Origin of the sequence: Rhodococcus sp. ARP2, from assembly GCF_001029585.1 — a bacterium.
GTDB lineage: Bacteria > Actinomycetota > Actinomycetes > Mycobacteriales > Mycobacteriaceae > Rhodococcus_F > Rhodococcus_F erythropolis.
Genome location: NZ_LEKE01000052.1, coordinates 62,804 through 88,718, shown reverse-complemented (window position 1 = coordinate 88,718; position 25,915 = coordinate 62,804). Strand labels below are relative to the sequence as shown.

The following is a 25,915-nucleotide window of genomic DNA, read 5'->3' as shown; positions in this document are numbered from 1 at the left end:
GAAGGAATGACCCCTCGTGCTTGGCCTGCCCGCAAGTTCCGCCGCACCCTTCCGCAAGATCGCTCGCGTGGTGATCGGTGTCGGGATGCTTGCGGCGGTGACAGCCGGTTGTTCAGAGGATGATTCGAGTTCAACGGCTGCTGCAGGAAGCGACGACATCGCTGCCGTTGCTGCCGCACCGACCGAAAAACCGGTAGACGATGCCGAACGGTTGCGGGCGGCGCTCGCGTCTACGGGGGTCAAGCCCGCCTTTTCCGACGACATGTTGCAGGCGCTCGGTGACGGCGTCTGCCAGCAACTCGCGGCCGGCACGGATCGAGCGATGATCATCGCGAATCTGCGGACGGTATCGCTGAACGGCGCGAGCGAACCGATGGTCACCACCGGAAACGACTCGGCCGCATCGACAACGCCCCCCAGCGCCGATCAGCTGGCTGAAGTGTTCGTCGATGCGGCCGAGGCCGACTACTGCCGGTAGGTCAGCGAACGGTGTGCACGATCAGGACATCGGATGTCGCCTTGCGCGCCGCATCGGAAGGCACCGATCCGAGCAGACGCCCGGTCAGTGTGTTCAATCCGCGATTTCCGACGACCAGCAAGTCACCCTTGACCTCGTCGAGCAAAGCGAGAAGCGATTCGACGGGAGCGCCGACGATAGCGCGCTCGACAACATCCTTTGCACCCTGGGCATGTGCGCGCTCACGAGCGGTGCGAAGGATCTCGTAGGTCGGAGCGGAACCGGTGACCTGGTAGGCCTCGTTACCCAACGCATCAGCGGCAGCGCTCACGTCCTTGGGATCAGCCGGGTAGTACGCACACGCGATGACGAGCTGAGCGTCCGAGCCACTGGCAATGGCGGCAGCTCTGTCGACTGCCTTCAGTGACGACTCGGAGCCATCGGTTCCTACGACAACGGTCCGGTAGGCACTCATTCATTCCTCCATGGTTACGGGACGGACGGTACGGCCGGCACCGGGCGCAACGCTGTTGCGCCCGCTCGACAACCGCTGCGCTGACATTAGCGGGATTGTGCCGCGGATAGTGTTATTTGCAGTACACGCCACAAGCCCACAATGAATGTGATTCTTCGTCACAGACACATTTGTGCGGCGGTGACCACTCAGCGAAGTTTGCCGAAGCGGGGCCCGAACAGCGCCGCCGGAAAAACTTCTTGCTCGACCAGGGCGGTACGCCACGGCGTCGCCAATTCCAGCAACCGCTTGGCACCCTCCTCACCCAGCGCATCCCACGGAGCCAAAGCGAGGTCGTCAGTCAGGTCTTCGACGACGTCACGCAGTTCCTGCCCGTCCTCGGTCAGTGCACCGGACGAACGATCCAGCAGTTCGCGGTCCTTCAAACTCTCGACGGCCTCGTCCCACTGTTCCTGCGACCATCCGCGGCGAGTCTGCGCGAACTTACGCTGAAACCCGATTCCCGTCGCGGTGTGCGTGATCAACGCGTCCAGGCCGTTCAATCCCGCGGTCTGAAGAGCCGCAATGTGGCCGTCGCCGCGATACTCACGCAGCAGTGTCAGCGCGTGCCAGAAACGCAGGTGCGGTTCGGTCGGCCAGTCGAGCGACGCCCAACCCGCGTACAGGGGGCGGCCGTCCACTCCGGGTATGTTCTGAGCCGCGATCGACACGAGTTCGGCGGCCTCGGCCATGTCTGCCGATCCTGTCACGTCCGCACCGAACAGGCGGACGTACGCCGCGTCGATTGCCCGATACCGCGCGGCGACAACCTCTGTGGGCCTTGCCAATTCCCAGGCACGTGGGATGACGCTGGCGATCAGTTCGGGATTGAAGTTGAAGAAGGTGGCCGTGACGACAGTCGCCGGTGGAGCGCCGAGCGGTGCTGATCGCCCCGCGAAGTACACCATTCGGCCGGGCTCCAACCCGACGCCGACAAGCTCCTTCTCCGTCTCCGGGACGAAGTACGCCAACGAGTGGAGAAGTTCGAGAGTCCGCGCGGTCTTGCCTGCAGTCTGTGCATCCATACCTGAAACCGTAGCGGTCGAGAGCACGAACCCACGCGAGGCGACCTACTTGAGACCCGCGGCGTCCATCCCTCGGAGCTCCTTCTTCAAATCCGAGATTTCGTCTCGCAATCGCCCAGCCAACTCGAACTGAAGGTCGCGTGCAGCGTTCATCATCTGATCGGTGAGTTCCTTGACCAGATCTGCCAATTCGGCCCGAGGCATCGATTTGGTGTCGCGCCCCTCGTACACACCCGCACTGACCGCACGACCGGCCTCGCCCTGCGCACGCCGACCACGCGTCGCATTGCGACCCGAACCACCGACGTCCACGGACGCCGCTGTGTCCTCTGCCTCCTCGTACACCTGATCGAGAATGTCCGCGATCTTCTTGCGTAGAGGTTGTGGGTCGACGCCCATCTTCTCGTTGTAGGCGACCTGCTTCTCGCGTCGCCGCTCGGTTTCCTCGATGGCCTGCGCCATGGATGCGGTGATCTTGTCCGCATACATGTGTACTTGGCCGGACACATTTCGAGCCGCTCGACCGATCGTCTGAATGAGGCTGGTGGAGCTACGAAGGAAGCCTTCCTTGTCGGCATCGAGGATCGCGACCAGCGACACCTCGGGGAGGTCGAGTCCCTCACGCAGGAGGTTGATGCCGACCAACACGTCGTACTCGCCCAGGCGGAGCTGCCGGAGCAGCTCGACTCGCCGGAGCGTATCGATATCCGAGTGCAGATACCGGACGCGAATTCCGAGTTCGAGAAGGTAGTCGGTCAGGTCTTCCGACATCTTCTTGGTCAACGTCGTGACCAGCACACGCTCGTCACGTTCGGCACGCTCACGGATCTCGTGAACGAGATCGTCGATCTGCCCCTTGGTGGGTTTGACGATGACCTCGGGATCGATCAATCCGGTCGGGCGAATCACCTGCTCGACGAACTCACCGCCGGACTGACCCAACTCGTACTTACCGGGCGTCGCCGACAGGTAGACGGTCTGACCGATCCTCTTACTGAATTCTTCCCAAGTCAGAGGGCGGTTATCGGTTGCCGACGGTAGCCGGAATCCGAATTCGACCAGGTTGCGCTTGCGCGACATATCGCCCTCGTACATGGCGCCGATCTGCGGAACGGTCACATGTGACTCGTCGATGACCAGCAGGAAATCTTCGGGGAAATAGTCGATCAAAGTTGCGGGGGCAGTTCCGGGGCCACGGCCGTCGATGTGGCGCGAGTAGTTCTCGATGCCGGAGCAGAATCCGACCTGCTTGATCATCTCTAGGTCGTACTGCGTTCGCATGCGCAGACGCTGAGCTTCGAGAAGCTTGCCCTTGCCCTCGAGTTCCGCGAGTCGCTCTTCCAGTTCCGCCTCGATGTCCTTGGCTGCACGCTCCATGCGTTCAGGACCGGCGACGTAGTGCGTCGCCGGGAAGATGCGAACCGTGTCGACCTGGCGAACGATGTCCCCGGTCAGTGGATGTAGGTAGTACAGCGCCTCGATCTCGTCACCGAAGAATTCGATGCGGACCGCCAACTCTTCGTAGGAAGGAATGATCTCGACCGTGTCGCCGCGCACGCGGAACGAACCTCGCGTGAACGCCATGTCGTTGCGGTTGTACTGAACGTCGACGAGCAGACGGAGGAACGCGTCGCGCGGTACCTCGACACCGACGTCGAGCTGAATCGAGCGATCGAGATACGACTGCGGTGTACCGAGGCCGTAGATGCACGACACCGAGGCCACCACGACCACATCCCGTCGTGACAGAAGGCTGGACGTTGCCGAGTGGCGAAGCCGCTCGACGTCGTCATTGACCGACGAATCCTTCTCGATGTAAGTGTCCGTCTGGGCGATGTACGCCTCGGGTTGGTAGTAGTCGTAGTACGAGACGAAGTACTCGACCGCGTTGTTGGGAAGCATTTCCCGAAGCTCGTTCGCGAGCTGAGCCGCCAAGGTCTTGTTCGGAGCCATCACCAAAGCCGGGCGCTGCAGCTTTTCGATCAACCACGCTGTTGTCGCGGACTTACCGGTACCGGTCGCACCGAGGAGGACAACGTCCTTCTCTCCCTCATTGATCCGTTTTTCAAGCTCGGCGATAGCTGCCGGCTGATCGCCTGCCGGTTCGTACGGGCTGACGACCTCGAAGCGCGCGTCTGAGCGCTCGATGTCACCAACCGGCCGAAACTCGGAATGCGCGACCACGGGATGTTCGGAAGCAAACGCCATGAAACCAGGGTAGGCGCACCCACCGACACAATGCCTGCTCGTCCGCGTTCAGCCGAAAATGCAGTTCGGCGGTAGGTTCTTCGACCATGAGCGAGGAACGTCCCCACATTCACCGGCCGAAGGTCGAAACCTTCGACATCGCAGCTCGCACCAACGTCGATCCCAAGGGTTTCGTTCGCCCGGTCGAGCACTACCGCGAAGAACCGTGGGGGCTGTACATGGCGCGCCACGCCGACCATCCCCGGTTTCACTACCTGGAGTCCTGGATCATTCCCGAACTCGGAATTCGAGCATCGATTTTCCACTTCACACCAGAGCATGTCCGCGACTGGGATTTCTATGTCGACATCGGCGACTTCATCCGCGGCGAGCATGTCTGGACCTCCGAGGACCACTACCTCGACCTGATCGTGCAGACCGGACACAGCGTCGAATTGCTCGACGTCGACGAATTGCTCGAGGCGAACAGCGCCGGGATTCTCGACCCGAAGACGTCAGAGCGCGCGATGCTGAACGCGGCCCGCGCTATCGACGGCATCGCCGCCCACGGTCACGATCTCGACGCCTGGCTCACCTCGGTGGGCATGCCGGTCACGTGGCGCTGAGCGGTTAGAGGGACCAGCCTGATTTCTCGGCCCACTCCCACGCCCGGTGGAAAGCGGCGTCGAACCACGGCGTCTTGACTCCCAGGTAGGCGTCGATCGCAGCGGCGTAGTCGTCGATGCCTGCGGCACTCTCGGCTGCCTTGACCTTGAGTTCTGCATACTCGGCACGCGCCGACGCATCGGCGCGAAGCCAGTCGCGGAAGAGGATCGCGAACTGCTGACCGGGCCAACCGTCCACCCGAATGTGAATGTTCGCGCGGCGCCCTGGATCGGCACTGCCGTGAATCCGCTTTGCCCACACCGCCGGATCGGTTTCACCACCGAGGTACGACGGTTTCGGGTCGTCGGCGACGATGTGCTCGATCCGGGGGAACCCGGCAGCGGCCAGATCTTCCGCGAGGTCGTCGGCAACGCCGAGGTGCTCGACAGTGATCTGAATGTCGATCACGTCCTTGGCATCGAGACCAGGCACCGCGGTCGATCCGATGTGATCGATACGGCGCGCGCGGTCGCCGGACGCCAGCGACAACCGGCCGATGATCCGTTCGGCCTGTGCCGGCCACGACGGGTCAGCTGGAGCCAGCTCCGGCAGTGCACGTACTACCGTGCGCTCGCGGAGGTTCTTCTCGAAAGGTACAAGTCGATTCGCCCACAGGTCGCGGACCACGTCGTCGAGTGAACCCGGCTCTCCGCTGTTGTCGAGCCACACGTCGGCAACCGCACGACGCTGATCGTCATGTGCCTGCGCTGCGATGCGCGCACGAGCGTCGGATTCCGGCATGCCGCGTGAGCCCACCAAGCGTCGAACTCGTTCCTCCTCGTCGACGTAGACGATGACGACCAGGTTGAACGCCGGCGCCATCGAACCCTCGACCAACAGCGGAATGTCTTGAACGAGCACTGCATCCGACGGCGCAGACGAGATCTGCTCCATCGTCCGCGCACCGATAAGTGGATGGAGGATGCCATTGAGAGTTCCGCGTGACGTGTCGTCGGCAAACGCCAACGAGGCCAGCGCGGGGCGGTTGAGGCTGCCGTCCTCGGACAGAATCCCGTCGCCGAATGCATCGACCAGAGCGGCCAGGCCAGGAGTACCGGGCTCGACCACTTCTCGGGCGATCAGGTCGGCGTCGACGATGACGGCTCCCAGTTCGCTGAGGATTTTCGACACTGTCGACTTACCGGCTCCGATGCCTCCAGTGAGGCCTACTCTCAACACACTCGACAGTCTCTCATCTCCGCGCCCGAGAGATTGAGACACGCCTACCGATCGAACACGCCGAGGCGTTCGAGGCTCAAATACCACAATTTCGGTGACCGTGCGGTTATGTTCTAGCGAACGCACCTGTACCTGCACCTTCTCGAGAAAGTGGACGCCATGCGAGCAGATCGCGACCATCACGGTCAGCACCGCCTCGGAATGCCGAACGGCGTGCACTGCATAGAGTTTCCCGAAGTTGCTTTTGCCCTGGCAGAGCACCGTCGTACGTGGTTCACGATGCTCGTGAGCCAAGGCCGACACAGCTTCGCATCGATGCGTAAGCGCACAGCCGAAGCGACCGCCACCTACTGGGTGCCTGCTCCCGCAAACTGAGTTTTTTCACGAAGTACAAAATGACCGGCAACCCTACGGTGCCGGTCATTTCTGTGTTCACTCACTGAGTTCTTCGCGCGCCAGTGGTACCTGACCGAGAAAAGAACCCCGCCCCTGCAAGTGCAGGGGCGGGGTTCTTCACAGATCTCGCTTGATCAGATCAAGCGGTAATCCTTATGCGTTGCCCGACAGCTTCTCGCGAAGTGCGGCGAGCTGCGCATCGCTGGCAAGCGATCCGCCAGCGGACTCTGCCGGAGCGGAGCCGGCAGCAGCCGGAGCCTCAGCATCGTCTGCAGCAGCCGTCTCCGAGGAGTAGCCGGCAGCAGCGGTGGCAGCCTCAGCGGCCTCGTCTGCAGCGGTCTTCTCCATCTGAGTGGTATGCATCTTGTGACGACGCTCAGCCTCGGCGTAGCGGTTCTCCCACTCTTCGCGCTGCTTGTCGAAGCCCTCGAGCCATTCGTTGGTCTCGGGATCGAAGCCCTCGGGGAAGATGTAGTTGCCCTGCTCGTCGTACGAGTCGGCCATGCCGTACTTGGACGGATCGAACTCGGCGTTGTAATCCTCGTTGGCCTGCTTCAGCGACAGCGAGATACGACGACGCTCGAGGTCGATGTCGATGACCTTGACGAGTGCATCGTCGCCGACGCCGACAACCTGGTCCGGAACCTCGACGTGGCGCTCAGCGAGCTCCGAGATGTGAACGAGGCCTTCGATTCCCTCTTCGACGCGCACGAATGCACCGAACGGAACCAGCTTCGTGACCTTGCCGGGCACGATCTGGCCGATGGCGTGCGTGCGGGCGAACTGACGCCACGGATCTTCCTGCGTTGCCTTGAGCGACAGGGAGACGCGCTCGCGGTCCAGGTCGACGTCGAGAACCTCGACGGTGACCTCGGTGCCGACCTCGACAACCTCGGACGGGTGATCGATGTGCTTCCAAGACAGCTCGGAAACGTGAACCAGACCGTCTACGCCGCCCAGGTCCACGAATGCACCGAAGTTGACGATGGAGGACACGACGCCCTTGCGGACCTGGCCCTTCTGGAGCTGGTGCAGGAATTCGCTGCGAACCTCGGACTGAGTCTGCTCGAGCCATGCGCGGCGCGACAGGACCACGTTGTTGCGGTTCTTGTCGAGCTCGATGATCTTGGCCTCGATCTCCTTGCCGACGTACGGCTGGAGGTCGCGGACGCGACGCATTTCGACGAGCGAAGCGGGGAGGAAGCCACGAAGACCGATGTCAAGGATGAGGCCGCCCTTGACGACCTCGATGACGGTGCCCTTGACGGCCTCGTCCTTCTCCTTGAGCTCCTCGATGGTGCCCCAGGCACGCTCGTACTGAGCGCGCTTCTTCGACAGGATCAGTCGACCTTCTTTGTCCTCCTTGGTGAGGACGAGAGCCTCGACCGCATCTCCCACGGAGACGACCTCGTTGGGGTCGACGTCGTGCTTGATGGAGAGCTCACGAGAAGGGATGACGCCTTCGGTCTTGTAACCGATGTCGAGCAGAACCTCGTCGCGGTCGACCTTGACGATGGTTCCTTCGACGATGTCACCATCGTTGAAGTACTTGATCGTGGCATCGATGGCGGCGAGGAAGTCCTCGGCGGAGCCAATGTCGTTAATGGCAACCTGCGGCGAGGTGACGGTTGTGGAGGGCATATGTTGAATTGCTCCGGACGAGTTGTGGTCGGTTGATGGATTTTGTCGGACGAGATGCGCAACTGTGGCGTACAAATGTTGGAAGTACTTTTGTGAAGTACTAGATCGAAGTACCCAGCTGCATCAATAACGAACAACCGAATACCGGATCACATTCCACACCGCGGAAGCGCACCGCGAGCTCCCTCGGTCCAACTGATTCCGAGACCTTGGTAAAGATCCCGTATAGACAATCGGTCGGATGACAGACACTCGCGTGAGTAAGACTACGCGTCGGCTATCTTGCCGGGCAAACCCGGGTACCCTGCGCCCGCATCACCCGTTCTACTGTGTTGTTCATGTCTGACGAGCGCCATGCCGCCGCCAATTCCATTCTCGGTACCAGCGGCGTCGGCCGGGTCCGTGTCGATTCCAGTGCCAGCGACCGTGCCAGCCGTGCGTGGTGGGACGCCGACGCCGACGATTACCACCGAACCCACGGCGAGTTTCTGGGCGTGAACAGCGCGGAAGGTGAATTCGTCTGGTGCCCCGAAGGGCTGCACGAGGGCGATCACCACTTACTCGGCGACATAGTCGACAAAGACATATTGGAAGTGGGTTGCGGCTCGGCGCCGTGTGCCCGATGGCTCGCCGGACACGGTGCTCGGGCCGTCGGTCTCGACATCTCGATGGGGATGCTCGCCCGCGGGCAGGACGCGATGAATGCCGGCGGACCGGCAGTCCCGTTGATTCAGGCAAGTGCGGAACTCCTGCCGTTTGCCGACGAGAGTTTCGACATCGTCTGTTCCGCGTTCGGCGCCGTCCCGTTCGTTGCCGATTCGCAGCGAGTGATGAACGAAGTCGCCCGGGTTCTGCGTCCCGGCGGATCGTGGGTCTTTGCCGTCAACCATCCGATCCGATGGATCTTCCCCGACGATCCCGGGCCGAAGGGCTTGACCGCGACCCTCCCGTACTTCGACCGCACTCCGTATGTCGAGGTCGATGACAACGGAGTCCCCACCTACGTCGAGCATCACCGCACCATCGGCGACCGGGTTCGTGAGATCGTCGCGGCCGGACTTCAGGTGCGCGACATCATCGAGCCCGAATGGCCGGAGTGGTTGGACCGCGAATGGGGACAGTGGAGTCCCCTGCGCGGCCAACTCTTTCCGGGCACTGCAATTTTCAGCGCCGTCAAACCCTGACGACTACAGCAGCTTCGACAGGAACGCCTTGGTCCGATCGTGCTGCGGATTGGCCAGGAGTTCCCGGGGCTCGCCTGCCTCGACCACAACTCCCCCGTCCATGAACACCAACTGATCTGCGACCTCGCGGGCGAAACCCATCTCGTGGGTGACGACCACCATCGTCATGCCTTCTTTGGCCAATTGCTTCATCACAGTGAGAACTTCACCGACGAGTTCGGGGTCGAGCGCGGACGTCGGCTCGTCGAACAGCATGAGCTTCGGGTCCATCGCGAGAGCGCGGGCGATGGCAACTCTTTGCTGCTGACCACCCGACAACTGGGCCGGGTAGGCGTTGGCTTTAGCGCTCAACCCGACCTGATCGAGGAGGTCCTTCGCTCGTTCGACAGCCTTCTTCTTACTGACGCGCTTCACCTGCGTCGGCGCTTCGATGATGTTCTCGAGAGCGGTGCGGTGCGGGAACAGGTTGAAGTGCTGAAACACCATCCCGATGTCGCGGCGTTGTTTGGCCGCTGCTCGCGGGTGGAGTTCGTACAGTTTGCCGTTCTTCTCCGAGTAACCCACCAGGTCGCCGTCGACGTACAGTCGGCCGGCGTTGACCTGCTCGAGGTGATTGATGCAGCGCAAGAACGTCGACTTGCCCGACCCGGACGGACCGACCAGGCAGAGGACCTGGCCAGGGTCGATTTCGAGCGAAATCCCTTTCAGAACCTCCAGTGCGCCGAAGTTCTTACAAACTCGGTCTGCTTTCACCATGGGTGTCATTTGCGTTCTCCTCCGGGGGTATCCGGAAGCGTTTCCACTACCGTAGCTTTTCCTTGCGCGTCGGCCAGTGCCTGAAGCTGGCGTGTGGTCAGTGCTCGGGTTGCGCCCTTCGAATAGTGACGCTCGACGTAGTACTGCCCGATCATGAGCAGACTCGTGATCGCGAGGTACCACGTTGCCGCCACCATCAACAGGGGAATCGGCTCGAAGTTGGCGCCCGAGATATCGCGCGCTCGACCGTACAACTCGAAGCTGTAAGGGACCGCCGTCACGAGCGAGGTGGTCTTGAGCATGCTGATGACTTCGTTACCGGTCGGCGGAATGATGACGCGCATCGCCTGCGGTAGTACGGTTCGGCGCATCGTCTGACTCCACGTCATACCCAATGCAACAGATGCTTCGGTCTGGCCCTCGTTGACCGAACTCACGCCGGCACGGACGATCTCGGCCATGTATGCAGCCTCGTTCAGTGCCAAACCGATCACCGCAAACAGAAACGCTGCCTGCAAGTCCTGGAGATTGATGTGCGCAAACTGATGTACGAAGGGAATACCGAGATCGATGCTCTTGTAGATCGACGGGAACAGGCCCCAGAAGACCAACTGCACGTAGACAGGGGTTCCTCGAAAGATCCACAGATAGCCCCAGGCCGCGGCGCGAAGCACCGGGTTGGGAGAAAGTCGCATGACTGCCAAAATCACACCGAGGACGATCGCGATCACCATTGCCAGCACCGTCAGCTGGATCGTTGTCCACGCACCAGCGGAGATCCGTTTGTCGAACAGATACTGACCGTAAGTCCCCCATGCAAAGGCTTCGTTGGTCGCCGCGCCGTAAACGAACAGTCCGAAGAGGACCACGACGACGACCGCGGCAATCCAACGACCAGGTCTGCGTAGTGGAATCGCCTTGATCGGCACCGGATCGCCGGTCTCAGTTGTTGTCATGTTCATCAGCTTTCCGCGCCGTTGATCTTGGATACTTCGATGACGCCGGCCTCGACACTCCAGGTCTGCGCGATCTGTTGATAGACGCCGTTGTCGATCAGGTACTGCATTGCCTGCTGCAGGGCGGGCCCAAGGGCGGAACCCTTCACGATCGGCCAGCCGTACGGCGCCGAATCAAACGGTTCTCCCGCAGCTTCCATCCGGCCCTTGCTCCGTTTGATCGCATAGCCGGTCACTGGCGAATCAGCGGACAGCGCGTCGACTCGACCGAGGATGAGCGCGTTGGCCGCGTCGTCCTGGCTGTCGTACTTGATCTTGTCGATCGGGGGCTTGCCCTCGGCCACGCATGCCTCGCTCTTGGCAGGCACCTCGTCGATGTCCTCGGTGGTCGTGGTCTGCACCGCCACCCGAAGCCCGCATGCGTTGTTCGGATCGACTGGCTTGTCCGGCCGTTGCGCCCACTGGATACCTGCGCTGTAGTACGTGACGAAGTCGACCGTCTTCTCGCGTTCCTTGGAGTCGGTGAACGAAGACATGCCGAGGTCGTAGCTTCCCGACTGGATAGCGGGGATGATCTTGTCGAAGTCGGCTTGGTTGAAGACAGCTTCGACACCGAGAACGGCGGCAACGGCATTCATCAGGTCGACGTCGAAACCGACGATGTTGCCGTCCGCGTCCTTGAATTCGTTTGGCGCGTACGGAATGTTGACGCCGACCTGCAGCTTGCCCGAATCCGTGACCTTAGACGGCAGAAGAGCGGCGATCTCGGGCACCTTCTGGACATCAAGTGGCGGCCCTTCCGGAACGAGACCCTCGTTGTTGGTGACACATCCGCCGCACAGTGCGACGATCAAGCCCACCAACAGGACTCGCACCACGTTGGTGCGGATACGCCCGCCACTGCTCGAGCCATAACCCACGCCACGTGGCCTTGGTGCCCGTGCGTTTTCATCGACCACGACTCTGCTCTCCACTCGTCGATCGCCGCACTTGCAACGTCCATCCGAAATTCAGTCGAACGGTAGGTTACGGCAGGAGTTCCACCGTCGCCGACTTCGCAAGATTCCGGCCTGTCGTACAAGAATCAGCGACGCAGAGTGTGTGCGTACACGACTTCGGAAAATTCGCTGGTCGATGCCAAACCGCCGAGGTCGGCGGTCGCGATACCCGACGCGATGGTCGTACGAACCGCGTCTGAAATGCGGCGTGCCGCCGCAGACAACAACCGATCTCCGCGCGCATCACCGAGCCAGTCGAGCATCATCGCACTCGAGAGGAACAGTGCCGTCGGGTTCGCCCGGTTCTTCCCGGCAATGTCGGGTGCTGCTCCGTGCGCAGCCTGAGCCATGACCTGCGTCTCGGAAGCGTTGATCGACGGCGCGGTTCCGAGTGAACCGGACAGCTCGCCCGCCAGATCCGACAAAATGTCGCCGAACATGTTTTCGGTCACCACGACGTCGAAGTCTCCGCCGCGTCGAACGAGGTGCGCCGCCATCGCGTCGACGTGCTCGTCGTCGACGACTACGTGGGGGTACTCCGCGGCGACGGTTCGGCAGGCGTCGCGGAAGAGGCCGGTGGTCAGTGTCAGGACGTTGGCCTTGTGGACGATCGTGACGTGATTGCGCCGACGCGACGCCAACGCGAAGGCAGTGCGTGCGATCCGTTCGCATGCAGCGCGGGTGAACACACCGACGGCCAGGGCGATGTCGGGCGTCGGCATGAATTCGCCGCTGCCCACTGCCATGTTCCGATCCGCGTACAACCCCTCGGTGTTCTCGCGGACGATCACCAGATCCATGTCGGGAACCATCGCCTTGACGCCGGGGAACGCTGCTGCCGGTCGGATGTTCGCGAACAACTCGAACTTTTTCCGGATGACGCCGCCGGGGGTGAGTTGTCCGCGAAACCTCTCGGGATACGACGCGCTGTCATGGGGTCCGAGGATCCAGCCTTGCAGCTGACCCAACGCATCGATGGTTTCGTCGGGAATTGGCGTGCCGTGAGTGTCGATGGCCGTACTCCCGAGCGGAAGCTCGACCCACTCGACGGGCGGAGCATGAACCGATGACAGCGCCGCATCCACGATCTGCCGTGTCGCCGGGACGATTTCGTGGCCGATTCCGTCGCCGTGCATGAGTCCCAGCCGCATGGCCGGAGTACCGATTGCGCTCGCACCTGTCATCAGGCAATCATTGCTCACCATGGTCCAGTCGGTGGAATTGCTCCTCGATCCGGTGAGTGAGTCGGCAGTGCGAGCACAATGGCAGCTTCTCGCCGACGCCGGACTACCGAGTCAGGCCTCTCATCACAGCCCGTCCAACCGTCCGCACATCACGCTGTTCGTCGCCCGTGAGATCCCCGCGGAGATCGACGAACTGTTGGTGCGGCGCTTCTCGGCCCCGGACTTCGAGGTCCGGCTGGGTGGCTACGTCGTGTTCGGCGGCAAGCAGATGGTCTTGGCGCGCTCGGTTGTTCCTTCGCGTGCACTCCTTCACCTGCACCGAGAAATAGCCGAGTCAACAGTTGGCTCGACGGCACTTCCCGCCCACGTCGAGCCCGGCGCGTGGACGCCTCACGTGACGCTCGCCCGACGCGTCGAACCTGCACGTCTGGGTGAAGCCATCGCCCTGCTCGGCACCGACGTGATTCAAGGGCGCAGCGGCGGGATCAGGCGCTGGGACGGCGAACAGAAGACGGAATGGTTACTGACACCGCCGGTGTGACAGAGCGGGTTGCACGTCGGGTCACCAGGATTCCCGCGATCACCGCCAGCGCACCAACCGGCTGATTCCAGCCAACGCTTTCGTCCAAGACTATTGCGCCGAGAGCGACGCCCACCACTGGACTGAGATAAGTGACGGTGGACGCCGCAGTCGGCCCCCACCCCTGAACGACATTGGTGTTCCAGATGAATGCGAGCCCGGTCCCCAGTGCGCCTAGAGCAATCATCGACAGGACAACTGCCGGCGTGAGGTGCATCGGCGTGTTTGCGACGACCGGAGAGGCCAGAACCATCACGAAAGCACCGATACTGATCTGCACAAGCGCGACCGTACGGGTGTCGACGCCGAGAGGAAGCACGAAACGCCTGAGGTAGACAAACGAAATCCCGTACGACGCAGTCGCTCCCAGGCAAGCGACCTGAGCACTCACACTTCCGCCAACGCCGAGATTCCACGGCGCCAACACGATCAGCACCCCACTGAATCCGAGAAGCAACCCCAGCGACTTGTACCGCGTCAGCGTCTCCCCCGGCAGAAAGGCAAGGGAGACAGCCATAGTCATCAGTGGCGTGGTGGCGTTGTAGATGCTCGCGAGTCCCGAGGACATGTCCTGCTCCGCCCAACTGAACAGCAGCCACGGCACGATGCATTGCGTCGCTGCGAGAAAAGCCAGGTGCTTCCAGACACGAAATTCCCTCGGTAGGCCGATCCGGCTGACCGCTGACACGAGAACCAGCGCGAGCGCACCGAAGACCAAGCGCCACAAAACTACCTGCGTGAAGGACAGACCTTCGAGCCCGATCTTCATGAAGAGGAAACTGGCTCCCCACACCACCGCAGCTGCGGTGTATTGAAAGGCCAGACGTGCCCTCAAAGGGTGAAGTCTCCGTGCGGACTGACGTCGTGACGAGTGTCGGGCGTTCGGCCGGCAAGAGCTAGAACATTCAGGACCAGTAGGACCAGGAGGCTGACGACGATGATTGCCATGTGTCCAGCCTGACGGAATGTCCCACGTGGCAGTAGTGGCAGAAAAGCCAGACTTGGACGATTTTCTGCCACTTTCCCGTTTTTCTGTCACACTCGAAAGATGCTCGCGAAAGTGGTGGTCCCACTGATGCCGATGACCGAGGCGTTTGAACTCGGCGTGGCATGTGAAGTCTTCGGCTTCGACCGATCCGACGACGGCCTCCCCACGTACGACTTCTCGCTGATCGCCGCAGTTCCGGGCCCGATCCGAACGCGGTTCGGTTACAACATCGATGTTCCGTACAACCTCGATTCTCTCGACGACGCCGACCTCATCGTCGTTTCCGCCGGCGGAACCTACGACGCCGGCGACGCGTACATGTGCTCACCGAGTCCCGACTCGAGTGTCGATCCCCTGCTGGTCAAACTCAACGAGGCCGTAGCCCGGGGCGCCAAGGTGGCGAGCCTGTGCACCGGAGCGTTTGTCCTCGGCGCGGCTGGACTACTGGACGGAAGGCGATGCACGACGCATTGGCGGCACGCAGAGAGGCTTGCCCAGACGTATCCGGAAGCCAAGGTCGATCCGGACGTGTTGTACGTGGACGAAGATCCGGTGTTCACCAGCGCAGGCACCGCGGCAGGAATCGATCTGTGCCTGCACATCGTGCGAAAGGAACAGGGTTCTCGTGTCGCCAACGGCATCGCGAGAAGGATGGTGGTGCCACCCCACCGTGACGGTGGGCAGGCCCAGTACGTCGCCACTCCCCTCACCTCGACGCCGAGTGCAACCCTTGCCCCACTCCTCGACTGGATGACGGAGAATCTCGCCCTCGATCTCACTGTCGGAATGGTCGCGGCCCGAGCGAACATGTCCGCTCGCACATTTGCCCGCCGTTTCCAAGCGGAAACGGGAACAACTCCCGCCCGCTGGCTCAGCGATCAGCGAGTACTGGCCGCCCAGCAACTCCTGGAGAATTCGGACCTCTCCGTCGATGTCATCGCAGAACGCGTCGGTTTCGGCGGCGGCGCCGTGCTTCGCCAGCACTTCATCCGGCTTCGCTGCACCACGCCCCAGGCCTACCGCCGGACGTTTCGGGCGACCGAGAACGCAAGCTGAAATCGGCTCAGGGAAGAATCAGCGGTTCCGGGGCGTTGCACACACCAACAGCCCGCACAATGGAAAGGACCCCTGTGGCCACCCAGACACTCACCCAGCAGAACTTCGACGAAACGATCAACGGCAGCGACGTCGTCCTCGTGGACTTCTGGGCCTCCTGGTGCGGCCCGTGCCGCCAGTTCGCGCCGACGTTCGAAGCCTCGTCGGAGAAGCATGCCGACGTCGTTCACGCCAAGGTCGACACCGAGGCCGAGCAGGGAATCGCAGCGGCCGCGAACATCCGCTCCATCCCCACGATCATGGCCTTCCGCGAAGGCGTACTCGTGTTCAACCAGGCCGGCGCTCTTCCCGCTGCTCAGCTCGAAGAGCTCGTCACTCAGGTCAAGGCACTCGACATGGACGAGGTCCGCAAGCAGATCGCAGAGCAGACCGCTTCAGCTGAATAGCGAACGAGAGCGCGCTCCGAATCGAATTCGATTCGGAGCGCGCTCTTTTCGTAGCCAGACTGTCTTGACGCCGACTCAGTGAGCCGCGCTGTCCCAGCTTCGACCGGTTCCCACCGAAACGTCCAGGGGTACCGACAACTCGATGGCTGTGGCCATCTTGTCCTTGACCAGTGCGGTGACTTCCTCCAACTCGGAGGCGACCACTTCGAGCACCAATTCGTCGTGCACCTGCAACAGCATGCGCGACTTCAATCCGGCGTCGGCGAGAGCCTTCTGAACATTGATCATCGCGACCTTGATGATGTCGGCTGCGGTGCCCTGGATCGGCGCATTCAGGGCAGCACGTTCGGCCACCTCACGACGCTGACGGTTGTCGCTGTTGAGGTCCGGCAGGTAGCGACGACGACCGTAGAGCGTCGAGGTGTAGCCGTCCTTACGTGCCTGCTCGACCACCGCATGGAGGTAATCCCGCACGCCGCCGAAACGAGCGAAGTACGCATCCATCTGCTGCTTCGCTTCTTCGGTCGAAATCTTCAGCTGCGACGCCAATCCGTAGGCACTGAGCCCGTAGGCCAGACCGTAGGACATCGCCTTGACCCGGCGACGCAGTTCAGGAGTGACCTCTTCGATCGGAACTCCGAATGCGCGCGAGCCGACAAAGCTGTGCAGGTCCTCACCGGTGTTGAATGCCTCGATCAGTCCCTCGTCGCCTGACACGTGCGCCATGATGCGCATTTCGATCTGGCTGTAGTCGGCAGTGAGCAGAACGTCGAACCCTTGCCCGACTACGAATCCGTCGCGAATCTCGCGCCCCGCGTCGTTTCGCACCGGGATGTTCTGCAAGTTCGGATCGGTCGACGACAGACGTCCGGTCGCGGCGACCGTCTGGTTGAACGTCGTGTGAATGCGTCCGTCTTCGGCCACGGCCTTGAGAAGACCGTCGACGGTCACCTTCATACGCGTCGCATCACGGTGCGCGAGAAGGTGTTCGAGGAACGGATGTCCTGTCTTGTCGAACAGACCCTGCAACGCCTCGGCGTCGGTGGTGTAGCCCGTCTTCGTCTTCTTCGTCTTGGGCATGTCGAGTTCTTCGAACAAGACCACCTGCAGCTGCTTCGGCGAACCCAGGTTGATCTGCTTGTCGATCACCTCGTAGGCGGAGTTTGCGGCGTCAGCGACCTGGGAGGCGAAACGGCTCTGAAGATCGTGCAGATGCGCGCTGTCGACGGCGATGCCGGTGGCCTCGATCTGAGCGAGCTCGATCGTCAACGGCAGTTCCATGTCGGAGAGGAGCGACTTGGACTCGATCGACTCCAACTCGGTGTCCAGTGCAGCTGCCAAGTCGAGAACGGCCTGAGCGCTGAGCATCGCGGTCTCGGCTGCTTCGGCATCGAGCTGTTCGGTGTCATCGAGCAGTGAAAGCTGTTCCTGGCCGGATGTTTCGGCGCGCAGTTCACGCTTGAGGTAGCGGAGCGAGAGATCGTCGAGATTGAAGCTGCGCTGGCCCGGCCGGACGAGATATGCGGCCAGAGCAGTGTCGCTGGTCAGTCCACCGAGCGTCCAACCACGCCCACGCAGAGCGTGGATCGCCCACTTGGCTTCGTGCAGCGCCTTCGGCTGCGATGCGTCGGCGAGCCAATCACCGAGAGCTGCTTCGTCTTCCGGTGTTGCCGTCGACGCCGCGATGTATGCACATTCACCGTCGGAGGCCGCGATCGCGAGTGCAGTGACGTCGCCGGCAAACGGAGTTCTGGTTCCGAGCACTGTGACGCCGTGACGCTCACCGGTTCGCGCGTGGGCATCGAGCCACGCGGCAACCGCACCCGGGGCGAGTGCGTCGCCGCTGACCTCGAACCCTTCCTCTGCTTCGGGCTCGGACGACGACAGGGTCGCGAACAGTCGATCGCGGAGAACCTTGAACTCGAGATCGTCGAACAACGCATGAATCTTCTCGCGGTCCCACGGGGCCAACACCAACTGCTCGGGCGTGTACGGCAACGGAACGTCGCGAACCATCTCGGTGAGCTGACGATTGAGCAGGACGTTTGCAAGGTTCTCGCGTAGCGAGTCGCCTACCTTGCCGCGGACCTTGTCCACGTTGTCTACCAGTCCCTGCAGGTCGCCGTACTCACGGATCCACTTGGTAGCGGTTTTCTCGCCGACGCCGGGGATACCGGGGAGGTTGTCACTCGGGTCGCCGCGCAGGGCAGCAAAATCCGGATACTGCGACGGAGTGAGGCTGTACTTCTCCTCGACGGCCGACGGCGTGAATCGGGTGAGCTCCGAGACACCCTTCTTCGGGTAGAGCACAGTGACGTTGTCGGTCACCAGCTGCAGCGAGTCGCGGTCGCCGGTCACGACGAGAACCCGGTATCCGAGTGCCTCCGCCTGCGTGGTCAACGTGGCAATCACGTCGTCGGCCTCGAAACCTTCCTCGGCCATGACCGGGATGCCCAGCGCGCCCAGAACGTCCTTGGTGATGTCGATCTGGCCCTTGAATTCGTCCGGAGCCTTCGCGCGCTGCGCCTTGTATTCGGGGAACAGGTCGGCGCGAAACGTCTGACGCGACACGTCGAAAGCCGCGGCCAAGTGGGTGGGCTGCTCGTCACGAAGAAGGTTGATCAACATCGACGTGAAGCCGTACACCGCGTTGGTGGCCTGCCCACTGTGTGTCTTGAAGTTCTCTGCAGGCAGCGCATAGAAGGCGCGAAATGCCAACGAATGCCCGTCGAGAAGCATCAGAAGAGGGCGATCGTCCGCCTTGCCGGCGGTGCCGGCTGAAGCGGTGGACGTGCTGGACCGAGTTGTGGTTGCGGGGCTCACGGTTCATCAGTCTAGGGATCGCGACCGACATCGACGCCTTCGCCGTTGTTTACGCAGGAACAGACACAAGAATCGGACAATTGATGCAGCCTTCGGCCTTCGATACGGAACCGAAACATCCCGGAAATCTCAGAACCCCATCTGAAGCGAACGGAGCCGTTAGAGTCCGGAAATCGCAGCAACGAAACAATCCCTGTGCTGCGCGGCACCTTTGTCCAGACGCGCTATTCCCGACCCGCTCGGAGGACGTACGTGGCCCCACCCGTAGTGAAACGGCAGACCCTCGCCACACTCAGCCGACTACTGGCCTTTGCATTACTGACGTTCTTCGCATTACTCAGCCTGGCCGGAACTGCTTCGGCTCAGGAACCGACCACTTCCCCTACACCGCCGACCCCGACAGCATCCGCAACACCGACAGCACCGGTTCCCGACAACGCGGTCCCCGTCAGCGGCAATCTCAACAACGGCGGCACACGCCTCGCGGGCGTCACCGTCCGTGCGCTCGATTCTTCCGGTACGGAAGTCGCCACCGGAGAATCGGCATCGAACGGCCGTTGGGAACTGGCCGTGGCACCGGGCACCTACACCTTCGAGATCGTTGCCGACACACTTCCCGACGGGGTCAGTGTGCAAGCCGCTGTCGAACGCGAGGTGGTGGCCGGCCGCGCGAACACCGTGATCTTCTCGTTCGGCGAGGTACGTACCGCCTCGAATGTCAGCTTCGGCGAGAAGCTGATCCGCACGACGGTCGACGGTCTGCGGTTCGGCCTCGTGATCGCGATCGCCGGTGTGGGTTTGAGCCTGATCTACGGCACCACTGGCCTGACCAACTTCGCTCACGGCGAGATGGTGACGTTAGGAGCCGTTGCTGCCTGGGTGATCAACACGTCCTTCGGCGTTCCGCTGATTCCCGCCACGATCCTCGCGATCTTCGTCGGCATCGGCATCGGCCTGCTGACCAACGGAATCGTCTGGAAACCACTGCGTAAGCGCAAGACCGGGTTGATCGCGCAATTGGTGGTCTCGATCGGTCTCGCGATTTCATTGCGCTACTTGATCCTGATCTTCTTCTCCGACCGCGCCGAACCGTTCGACGACTACCAGGGCCAGGTCGAGAAGAACTGGGGTCCGATCGCACTGACCGACGCCAACGCGATAGTCATGATCGTCAGTCTGGTCGTCCTGGTCGGCGTCGCACTGCTTCTGCAGAAGACTCGCATCGGAAAGGCCATGCGTGCCGTCTCCGACAATCGTGACCTCGCCGCTTCGTCCGGAATCAACGTCGAGCGCGTGATCATGTTCGTCTGGGGTCTCGGCGGCGGACTGGCCGCCCTCGGCGGTGTGCTGTTCGGTATCTCCGAACTCGGCGGACGCGTCCAGTGGGAAATGGGCTTCAAACTGCTGCTGCTCATGTTCGCCGGAATCACCCTCGGTGGTCTGGGAACCGCGTACGGGGCGCTACTCGGCTGCGTCATCGTGGGACTTCTGGTCCAACTCTCGACGCTCATCATCAACCCCGATCTCAAATACATCGGCGGACTTCTCGTCTTGATCGTGATCCTCGTGGTTCGCCCCCAGGGCATCCTCGGATCCAGACAAAGGATCGGGTGACGAACATGGACATCATGGGAGCTTTCCAGGTTTCCTTCGCCCAGTTGATCGGGCCGTCGGCAATCTTCTACGCATTGCTGGCAATCGGGCTGAACCTGCACTTCGGCTACGCCGGACTGCTCAACTTCGGTCAGATCGGTTTTGCCCTCCTCGGCGGCTACGGGGTCGGCATCATGACCGTGACCTACGACCAGCCGTTGTGGCTCGGCATCCTCGTCGGACTTACCGCAGCCGGACTCCTCGCGCTCGTGCTCGGTATCCCGACGCTGCGTCTGCGCGCCGACTATCTCGCCATCGTGACCATCGCTGCTTCGGAGATCCTGCGTCTGATCTTCCGCTCGACCGCGTCGGATTCGGTGACCGGTTCCACCAATGGCCTGTTCGGTTTCGCAGACCCGTTCACCGCACTGAGCCCCTTCGACTCGGCCAAGCAGTACTCGTTTCTCGGCGTGAAGTTCTACGGAGACGACCTCTGGTCGATGGTCGTGGGGTGGACGCTGGTCTTGATCTTGTGTGGATTTGTCTACCTGTTGACGCACAGTCCGTGGGGGCGCGTCCTCAAGGCGGTACGCGAAGACGAGGACGCAGCGCGATCGTTGGGCAAGAACGTCTTCGTGTACAAGATGCAGGCGCTGGTTCTCGGCGGCGTGATCGGTGGTCTGGCCGGTGTGTTCAACGCTTTGCAGACCAAGTCCATCAACCCGGACTTCTACTCGACCGCGCAGACGTTCTTCGCGTTCGGCGCACTGATTCTGGGCGGGGCGGCAACGGTATTCGGCCCGGTGGTCGGCGCAATGTTGTTCTGGTTCCTCCTCGCCATCCCTGATGCCTTGCTGCGTCAGGCGATCTCCGGCGAAAATCCGCTGCTTTCACTCACGGAACAGCAAGTCGGCGCCACCAGGTATGTCCTACTCGGATTGATGATTGCTCTCCTGATGGTCTTCAGACCGCAGGGAATACTGGGTAACAAGCGGGAGGTGCAACTCAATGCTTGACGCCGATACCAGAGCACAGATCTTTGCCGACGTTCCTCACCTTCCCGGATCGGCGAAACCCGACCCGGTGTTGGTCGCTGACAACGTCTCGCGGACGTTCGGCGGTCTCAAGGCCGTCGACGTCGATCACCTCGAGATTCAACGAGGGTGCATCACAGGTCTGATCGGTCCGAACGGTGCCGGAAAAACGACGCTCTTCAACCTCCTCACCGGTTTCGACCGGCCGGACACCGGTACGTGGTCGATGGACGGTCAATCGCTGGGCCGCATGTATCCCCACCAGGTAGCCAGGAAAGGAGTGGTACGGACGTTCCAGTTGACCAAGGCGCTCTCCAAACTCACCGTGCTGGACAACGTACGTCTCGGCGCCACCGGCCAACGTGGTGAACGCATTTTTGCATCCCTCGTTCCGTGGATCTGGAAAGGGCAGGAACGCGAGATCACCGAACGCGCCAACGAACTCCTCGCACGATTCAAACTCGACACCAAGGCAGACGACCTCGCCGGTTCACTCTCCGGTGGGCAGCGCAAACTGCTCGAAATGGCTCGCGCACTCATGACCTCGCCCTCGGTGGTGATGCTCGACGAACCGATGGCGGGGGTCAATCCTGCTCTGACGCAAAGCCTGCTTGGACACATCAAATCATTGCGCGACGACGGAATGACGGTCGTGTTCGTCGAGCACGACATGGACGTGATCCGAGATATCAGCGATTGGGTGGTGGTCATGGCACAGGGCAGCGTCATCGCCGAATCCACCCCGGACGAACTCTCGTCCAACACAGCCGTCGTCGACGCATATCTGGGCAGCCACCATGACCAGGCCCTCGAGTTCGACGACAACGGAAATCCGGTGGGCGAGACGGCCGTTCTGGCCGCCGCCCTGGCTGAAGCCGAGGTCGAAACCCTCGAGTCGGGCGGGGACCTGTCGGAACCCGACGTCGACAGCCTTCCGGCCGATCTCGCCGCGACGCTGGAATCGAGTCCCGAGGAACCGCGCGGAAGGCACGAGAAGCCATGAGCGAGAACCACGCACGTTCACTCACGCCTGCAGAGTTCGCCGCGACGGCCGAGGAGCATCAGCGACTGTCGGCAGGTGCCCTGCTCCGCGCCGACAGCCTCGTCGCGGGCTACATTCCCGGCGTCAACATCCTGCGTGAATGCAACTTCTTCCTGAAGGAAGGGGAAATCGTCGGGATCATCGGACCGAACGGCGCAGGCAAATCGACACTCCTGAAATCACTGTTCGGACTGATACCGGTACGCGAAGGGTCGGTCACCTTACGCGAGGACAACATCACGTCTGCGCCCGCTCACGTCCTCGTTCAGAAGGGAGTCGGGTACGTCCCTCAGACACAGAACGTCTTTCAGACTCTGACCATCGAAGAAAACCTCGAAATGGGCATTTATCTGCGGCCCAAGGCATTCGCGGAACGATTCGCCTTCGTGAGTGAACTGTTCCCTCTTCTGAGTGAACGACGAAAGGTGAAGGCCGGCGCACTCTCCGGCGGCGAACGCCAGATGGTCGCGATGGGCCGGGCCCTGATGATGGATCCGTCGGTGCTGCTGCTCGACGAACCGTCCGCGGGCCTGTCCCCCATGTTCCAGGACGAGGTGTTCATCCGCTGCAAGAAGATCAATGCTGCGGGTGTCTCGGTCATCATGGTCGAGCAGAACGCGCGCCGCTGCCTTCAGATCTGCGACCGCGGCTACGTACTCGATCAGGGTAAGAACGCGTACACCGACACCGGCGCCAATCTGATGAACGACCCCAAGGTGATCGAGTTGTACTTGGGAACGCTCGCTGGCAGCAAAGAGAAGTAGAACAGACACGAGAATGGGCCAGGGTCTTGCGACCCTGGCCCATTCTCGTTGGCTGCTTACTTGCCCACGACCACGAATCCTTCTGTGGTCAGCGTGTTCTCAGGGCCGAACTTGAGCTTTCCGTACGAACCGATGGACGGTTCTCCCGAATCGTTGAAGTCCAACTCGCCGGTGATGCCGTCGTAGTCGATGTCGGTTCCCGCCTTCACCAACGGCAGGCACTCGACGTAGGACGTGCACTTGGTGCCACCTTCGGTGACGCTGTTGATGTTGGCCGCGATGTCGGTACCGGCCGTCGACTTCGCCTGCTCGGCAGCGAGCGCTGAGATCACCACCGCGTCGTACGACTCTCCGGCGTAGTTGAAGTCGATCAGAGAGGGGTTCACAGCCTTGAGACGATCCTGGAAGGCAGCTCCGACGTCCGTCAGGGGCGTGGTTCCCTGCATGGTGTCGAGCAACGGCTTCGCCACGGATTCGCCGAGCGCGTTACCCATGTTGCCGTCGACGCCGTACATCGCCATTCCGTCCGACGGGCCGATGCCCACTTCGTGCATGCGCGTGATGATCTTCGCCGACTCCTCGAAGCCCACCAATGCCACTGCATCCGGATTGAAGTTCTTGACTTGATCGACTTCGGAGTTGAACGACTGCGCGTTCGGGTCGTAGATGATCTTCTCGATCTGATCGGAGGGGACGCCCGAATCGATCAGATTCTTTTCGATGTTGTCCGCCAGACCCGTCCCGTACGGGTCGTTGAGGGCCATGATCGCTACGCGCTGACCACCGTCGTCCGAAATGAGCTGTGCGACGGCCTGAGCCTGTAGTACGTCCGTCGGAGCGGTGCGGAAGTACATGCCCTTGTCGGGGTAGCAGACGAATTGGTCCGAAGTGTTGGCAGGCGAGAACATCACGACGCCTGCGCTGGCGATCTTGTCGATCACCTTGAGCGAGACCGAGGACGACGCGGCGCCGACGATGACCTGAGTGCCTGCAGCCAATTCGCGGTCGACGGTGGTGTTGGCGGTGTCCGTTGTGGTGTCACCCGAATCGCCGGGAATCAGCTGGACCGGTTGGCCGAGAACGCCTCCGGCTGCATTGACGTCGTTGACTCCCAGCTGGGTGCCCGCGACCATCGGCGGCCCGAGGAACGACAAGCTGCCTGTATCAGGAAGAAGCGTACCGATACGCAGCGCTTCCGTGGACGGGGTGGCGCCGGCCTTGGCCTGCTCCGGGGTGCAATCAGTCGTGACGGATGTCGTCGCGGCGGAAGCGCCGGACGTAGAGCCACTCGAAGACGAGTCATCCGACTTGTCCGAGCTACAGCCTGCAAGTGCCAGTGATGCCGCGCCGAGAACTGCAGCAGTACGCACAAGTGTTCGTCTAGCCATCCCACGCTCCTAAGATCAGCCGGTGCTCGCGCCACCCGAACTGGCGCTCGCTGTGGGATCAGACGCTAGACCTTGGAACCGTTTCGCGATCCTTCAAGAAAGCCCTGTGACCTGACTGTTATCTGAAGGCGCACAGTGTTTACACGGCTGTAGCGCTGCGCGACGTTTCGACGGTCGACGCAGCCACTCAGTGCAGCCGGATAACCCGGACACTTTGCTCAAGCGTCCGGTTCACCGCCCAGAGTTTCCAGTACGACCTGTGCGACCGCCTTCATCGTGGAGCGCCGATCCATCGCGGCACGCTGAATCCACTTGAACGCCTCAGGTTCGGTGAGCGCTTGGCGAACCATCAGAACACTCTTGGCTCGCTCGATCAGCTTGCGTGCTTCGAGCCGGTCGGAAAGATCAGCGACCTCACGCTCGAGCGCCGTCACCTCGCGGAAACGACTGACCGCCAATTCGACAGCGGGAACGAGGTCACTGATCGAGAACGGCTTGACCAAGTAAGCCATGGCGCCGGCATCGCGTGCGCGCTCGACCAACTCGCGCTGACTGAACGCTGTGAGAATGACAACAGGAGCGATCCGCTTGGCGGCAATCTCCGAAGCGGCGTCGATGCCGTCTCTCCTGGGCATCTTCACGTCCATGATGACCAGATCAGGCTTGAGCGACTCGGCCAACTCCACCGCAACCTGCCCGTCACCGGCCTCACCGACGACGTCGTAGCCCTCTTCGCGGAGCATCTCGACCAGATCCATGCGGATCAACGCCTCGTCTTCAGCGACGACAACACGACGGGGTGCGAGCTGATTGCCTTGCGGCTGCGGCGAATTCATGGCCACCATCCTCCTCCATCGAACCGCCCCGACACGAGACGCGAACGATTAGAGGGTACCGGTGTTTGACATTGAAATCGCATCTTCTAATGTAGTCATCGCAACAAGCCCTCGTATCCCAATTGGCAGAGGAAACGGATTCAAAACCCGTCCAGTGTGAGTTCGAGTCTCACCGAGGGCACCACCTGCCGCAGTTGGCCGTACCGCAAGGTTTCGGCATTC

The 25,915-nt window shown here is 61.7% G+C and carries 24 protein-coding genes and 1 tRNA gene; 12 read left to right on the top strand and 13 right to left on the bottom strand.

Annotated features, from left to right (window positions below):
* The first annotated feature begins 16 nt into the window (after positions 1-16).
* The gene (locus ABX74_RS12965; RefSeq protein WP_019748626.1) at positions 17-478 is read left to right on the top strand and encodes a DUF732 domain-containing protein; all 462 of its coding nucleotides are present in this window, start codon (positions 17-19) and stop codon (positions 476-478) included.
* A gap of 1 nt (position 479) precedes the next feature.
* Here the strand turns inward: ABX74_RS12965 and ABX74_RS12960 are convergent, their stop codons facing one another.
* From ABX74_RS12960 to uvrB, 3 genes are all read right to left on the bottom strand, one after another.
* Positions 480-932 carry a universal stress protein gene (locus tag ABX74_RS12960; protein ID WP_019748627.1) on the bottom strand — a complete coding sequence of 151 codons (453 nt, stop codon included), beginning with the start codon at positions 930-932 and terminating at the stop codon, positions 480-482.
* Positions 933-1,120: 188 nt separating this feature from the next.
* Complete coding sequence (locus ABX74_RS12955) at positions 1,121-1,996, bottom strand: SCO6745 family protein (protein WP_029538185.1); 876 nt, start codon at positions 1,994-1,996, stop codon at positions 1,121-1,123.
* 45 nt (positions 1,997-2,041) lie between these two features.
* Entirely contained in the window at positions 2,042-4,204 is a 2,163-nt protein-coding gene (gene uvrB / locus ABX74_RS12950) for an excinuclease ABC subunit UvrB (protein ID WP_019748629.1), read from the bottom strand.
* Between the two features lie 86 nt (positions 4,205-4,290).
* Between uvrB and ABX74_RS12945 the strand changes: the two genes are divergently transcribed.
* Entirely contained in the window at positions 4,291-4,809 is a 519-nt protein-coding gene (locus ABX74_RS12945) for a DUF402 domain-containing protein (RefSeq protein ID WP_047888960.1), read from the top strand.
* 4 nt (positions 4,810-4,813) lie between these two features.
* Here the strand turns inward: ABX74_RS12945 and coaE are convergent, their stop codons facing one another.
* Positions 4,814-6,028, bottom strand: a complete 1,215-nt coding sequence (gene coaE, locus ABX74_RS12940; RefSeq protein WP_021334024.1) for a dephospho-CoA kinase — start codon at positions 6,026-6,028, stop codon at positions 4,814-4,816.
* A gap of 159 nt (positions 6,029-6,187) precedes the next feature.
* Between coaE and ABX74_RS29905 the strand changes: the two genes are divergently transcribed.
* On the top strand, positions 6,188-6,403 hold the full coding sequence (locus ABX74_RS29905) for a hypothetical protein (protein WP_003944056.1): 216 nt from the start codon (positions 6,188-6,190) through the stop codon (positions 6,401-6,403).
* A gap of 174 nt (positions 6,404-6,577) precedes the next feature.
* Here the strand turns inward: ABX74_RS29905 and rpsA are convergent, their stop codons facing one another.
* A complete protein-coding gene (gene rpsA / locus ABX74_RS12935; RefSeq protein ID WP_019748632.1) occupies positions 6,578-8,065 on the bottom strand; it encodes a 30S ribosomal protein S1 in 1,488 nt (495 codons plus the stop codon).
* A 338-nt stretch (positions 8,066-8,403) separates the two neighbouring features.
* On the opposite strand from rpsA, the gene ABX74_RS12930 reads away from it, so the two are divergent.
* Positions 8,404-9,249 (top strand): class I SAM-dependent methyltransferase, encoded by an 846-nt coding sequence (locus ABX74_RS12930; protein ID WP_007728737.1) that lies wholly within the window; start codon positions 8,404-8,406, stop codon positions 9,247-9,249.
* A gap of 3 nt (positions 9,250-9,252) precedes the next feature.
* Here ABX74_RS12930 and ABX74_RS12925 read toward each other — a convergent pair whose 3' ends face one another.
* From ABX74_RS12925 to ABX74_RS12910, 4 genes are all read right to left on the bottom strand, one after another.
* Positions 9,253-10,014 carry an amino acid ABC transporter ATP-binding protein gene (locus ABX74_RS12925; RefSeq protein ID WP_019748634.1) on the bottom strand — a complete coding sequence of 254 codons (762 nt, stop codon included), beginning with the start codon at positions 10,012-10,014 and terminating at the stop codon, positions 9,253-9,255.
* Positions 10,011-10,967, bottom strand: a complete 957-nt coding sequence (locus ABX74_RS12920) for an amino acid ABC transporter permease (RefSeq protein ID WP_019748635.1) — start codon at positions 10,965-10,967, stop codon at positions 10,011-10,013. The genes ABX74_RS12925 and ABX74_RS12920 overlap by 4 nt, the downstream gene beginning before the upstream one ends.
* Entirely contained in the window at positions 10,967-11,839 is an 873-nt protein-coding gene (locus ABX74_RS12915) for an ABC transporter substrate-binding protein (protein ID WP_024487476.1), read from the bottom strand. The genes ABX74_RS12920 and ABX74_RS12915 overlap by 1 nt, the downstream gene beginning before the upstream one ends.
* Before the next feature lie 206 nt (positions 11,840-12,045).
* A complete protein-coding gene (locus tag ABX74_RS12910) occupies positions 12,046-13,143 on the bottom strand; it encodes an isocitrate/isopropylmalate dehydrogenase family protein (RefSeq protein WP_021334021.1) in 1,098 nt (365 codons plus the stop codon).
* Between ABX74_RS12910 and ABX74_RS12905 the strand changes: the two genes are divergently transcribed.
* Positions 13,109-13,684, top strand: a complete 576-nt coding sequence (locus ABX74_RS12905; RefSeq protein WP_223257901.1) for a 2'-5' RNA ligase family protein — start codon at positions 13,109-13,111, stop codon at positions 13,682-13,684. The genes ABX74_RS12910 and ABX74_RS12905 overlap by 35 nt on opposite strands.
* Here the strand turns inward: ABX74_RS12905 and ABX74_RS12900 are convergent.
* On the bottom strand, positions 13,629-14,558 hold the full coding sequence (locus tag ABX74_RS12900) for a DMT family transporter (protein WP_047888959.1): 930 nt from the start codon (positions 14,556-14,558) through the stop codon (positions 13,629-13,631). The genes ABX74_RS12905 and ABX74_RS12900 overlap by 56 nt on opposite strands.
* 213 nt (positions 14,559-14,771) lie before the next feature.
* On the opposite strand from ABX74_RS12900, the gene ABX74_RS12890 reads away from it, so the two are divergent.
* Together ABX74_RS12890 and trxA are read left to right on the top strand one after the other, a co-directional pair.
* The gene (locus ABX74_RS12890; RefSeq protein ID WP_020969741.1) at positions 14,772-15,767 is read left to right on the top strand and encodes a helix-turn-helix domain-containing protein; all 996 of its coding nucleotides are present in this window, start codon (positions 14,772-14,774) and stop codon (positions 15,765-15,767) included.
* Positions 15,768-15,841: 74 nt separating this feature from the next.
* Complete coding sequence (trxA, locus tag ABX74_RS12885) at positions 15,842-16,213, top strand: thioredoxin (RefSeq protein ID WP_003944106.1); 372 nt, start codon at positions 15,842-15,844, stop codon at positions 16,211-16,213.
* Between the two features lie 75 nt (positions 16,214-16,288).
* Here trxA and polA read toward each other — a convergent pair whose 3' ends face one another.
* On the bottom strand, positions 16,289-19,036 hold the full coding sequence (polA, locus tag ABX74_RS12880) for a DNA polymerase I (protein ID WP_047888958.1): 2,748 nt from the start codon (positions 19,034-19,036) through the stop codon (positions 16,289-16,291).
* Between the two features lie 303 nt (positions 19,037-19,339).
* On the opposite strand from polA, the gene ABX74_RS12875 reads away from it, so the two are divergent.
* The 4 genes from ABX74_RS12875 to ABX74_RS12860 are packed head-to-tail and all read left to right on the top strand — an operon-like array spanning position 19,340 to position 23,469.
* Positions 19,340-20,650, top strand: a complete 1,311-nt coding sequence (locus ABX74_RS12875; protein WP_223257902.1) for a branched-chain amino acid ABC transporter permease — start codon at positions 19,340-19,342, stop codon at positions 20,648-20,650.
* Positions 20,651-20,655: 5 nt separating this feature from the next.
* Complete coding sequence (locus ABX74_RS12870) at positions 20,656-21,645, top strand: branched-chain amino acid ABC transporter permease (RefSeq protein ID WP_003944088.1); 990 nt, start codon at positions 20,656-20,658, stop codon at positions 21,643-21,645.
* Positions 21,638-22,666, top strand: coding sequence for an ABC transporter ATP-binding protein (locus ABX74_RS12865; protein ID WP_020907906.1), 1,029 nt, complete (start codon positions 21,638-21,640; stop codon positions 22,664-22,666). The genes ABX74_RS12870 and ABX74_RS12865 overlap by 8 nt, the downstream gene beginning before the upstream one ends.
* The gene (locus tag ABX74_RS12860) at positions 22,663-23,469 is read left to right on the top strand and encodes an ABC transporter ATP-binding protein (RefSeq protein ID WP_007728720.1); all 807 of its coding nucleotides are present in this window, start codon (positions 22,663-22,665) and stop codon (positions 23,467-23,469) included. The genes ABX74_RS12865 and ABX74_RS12860 overlap by 4 nt, the downstream gene beginning before the upstream one ends.
* Before the next feature lie 56 nt (positions 23,470-23,525).
* Here the strand turns inward: ABX74_RS12860 and ABX74_RS12855 are convergent, their stop codons facing one another.
* A complete protein-coding gene (locus ABX74_RS12855) occupies positions 23,526-24,857 on the bottom strand; it encodes an ABC transporter substrate-binding protein (protein ID WP_003944031.1) in 1,332 nt (443 codons plus the stop codon).
* 218 nt (positions 24,858-25,075) lie between these two features.
* Positions 25,076-25,693, bottom strand: a complete 618-nt coding sequence (locus ABX74_RS12850; RefSeq protein ID WP_003944029.1) for an ANTAR domain-containing response regulator — start codon at positions 25,691-25,693, stop codon at positions 25,076-25,078.
* Positions 25,694-25,800: 107 nt separating this feature from the next.
* On the opposite strand from ABX74_RS12850, the gene ABX74_RS12845 reads away from it, so the two are divergent.
* Positions 25,801-25,877, top strand: a tRNA-Leu gene (locus ABX74_RS12845).
* The last annotated feature ends 38 nt before the right edge of the window (positions 25,878-25,915 follow it).

What these genes read in the sequence shown, in the direction of transcription:
- uvrB (WP_019748629.1), bottom strand. Translation starts at nt 4,204, where the DNA reads ATGGCGTTTGCTTCCGAACATCCCGTGGTCGCGCATTCCGAGTTTCGG.
- ABX74_RS12955 (WP_029538185.1), bottom strand. Translation starts at nt 1,996, where the DNA reads ATGGATGCACAGACTGCAGGCAAGACCGCGCGGACTCTCGAACTTCTC.
- ABX74_RS29905 (WP_003944056.1), top strand. Translation starts at nt 6,188, where the DNA reads ATGCGAGCAGATCGCGACCATCACGGTCAGCACCGCCTCGGAATGCCG.
- ABX74_RS12910 (WP_021334021.1), bottom strand. Translation starts at nt 13,143, where the DNA reads ATGACAGGTGCGAGCGCAATCGGTACTCCGGCCATGCGGCTGGGACTC.
- ABX74_RS12905 (WP_223257901.1), top strand. Translation starts at nt 13,109, where the DNA reads ATGGCCGGAGTACCGATTGCGCTCGCACCTGTCATCAGGCAATCATTG.
- ABX74_RS12850 (WP_003944029.1), bottom strand. Translation starts at nt 25,693, where the DNA reads ATGAATTCGCCGCAGCCGCAAGGCAATCAGCTCGCACCCCGTCGTGTT.
- ABX74_RS12890 (WP_020969741.1), top strand. Translation starts at nt 14,772, where the DNA reads ATGCTCGCGAAAGTGGTGGTCCCACTGATGCCGATGACCGAGGCGTTT.
- ABX74_RS12870 (WP_003944088.1), top strand. Translation starts at nt 20,656, where the DNA reads ATGGACATCATGGGAGCTTTCCAGGTTTCCTTCGCCCAGTTGATCGGG.
- ABX74_RS12855 (WP_003944031.1), bottom strand. Translation starts at nt 24,857, where the DNA reads ATGGCTAGACGAACACTTGTGCGTACTGCTGCAGTTCTCGGCGCGGCA.
- rpsA (WP_019748632.1), bottom strand. Translation starts at nt 8,065, where the DNA reads ATGCCCTCCACAACCGTCACCTCGCCGCAGGTTGCCATTAACGACATT.
- ABX74_RS12865 (WP_020907906.1), top strand. Translation starts at nt 21,638, where the DNA reads ATGCTTGACGCCGATACCAGAGCACAGATCTTTGCCGACGTTCCTCAC.
- ABX74_RS12945 (WP_047888960.1), top strand. Translation starts at nt 4,291, where the DNA reads ATGAGCGAGGAACGTCCCCACATTCACCGGCCGAAGGTCGAAACCTTC.
- ABX74_RS12925 (WP_019748634.1), bottom strand. Translation starts at nt 10,014, where the DNA reads ATGACACCCATGGTGAAAGCAGACCGAGTTTGTAAGAACTTCGGCGCA.
- ABX74_RS12960 (WP_019748627.1), bottom strand. Translation starts at nt 932, where the DNA reads ATGAGTGCCTACCGGACCGTTGTCGTAGGAACCGATGGCTCCGAGTCG.
- ABX74_RS12930 (WP_007728737.1), top strand. Translation starts at nt 8,404, where the DNA reads ATGTCTGACGAGCGCCATGCCGCCGCCAATTCCATTCTCGGTACCAGC.
- ABX74_RS12860 (WP_007728720.1), top strand. Translation starts at nt 22,663, where the DNA reads ATGAGCGAGAACCACGCACGTTCACTCACGCCTGCAGAGTTCGCCGCG.
- ABX74_RS12920 (WP_019748635.1), bottom strand. Translation starts at nt 10,967, where the DNA reads ATGAACATGACAACAACTGAGACCGGCGATCCGGTGCCGATCAAGGCG.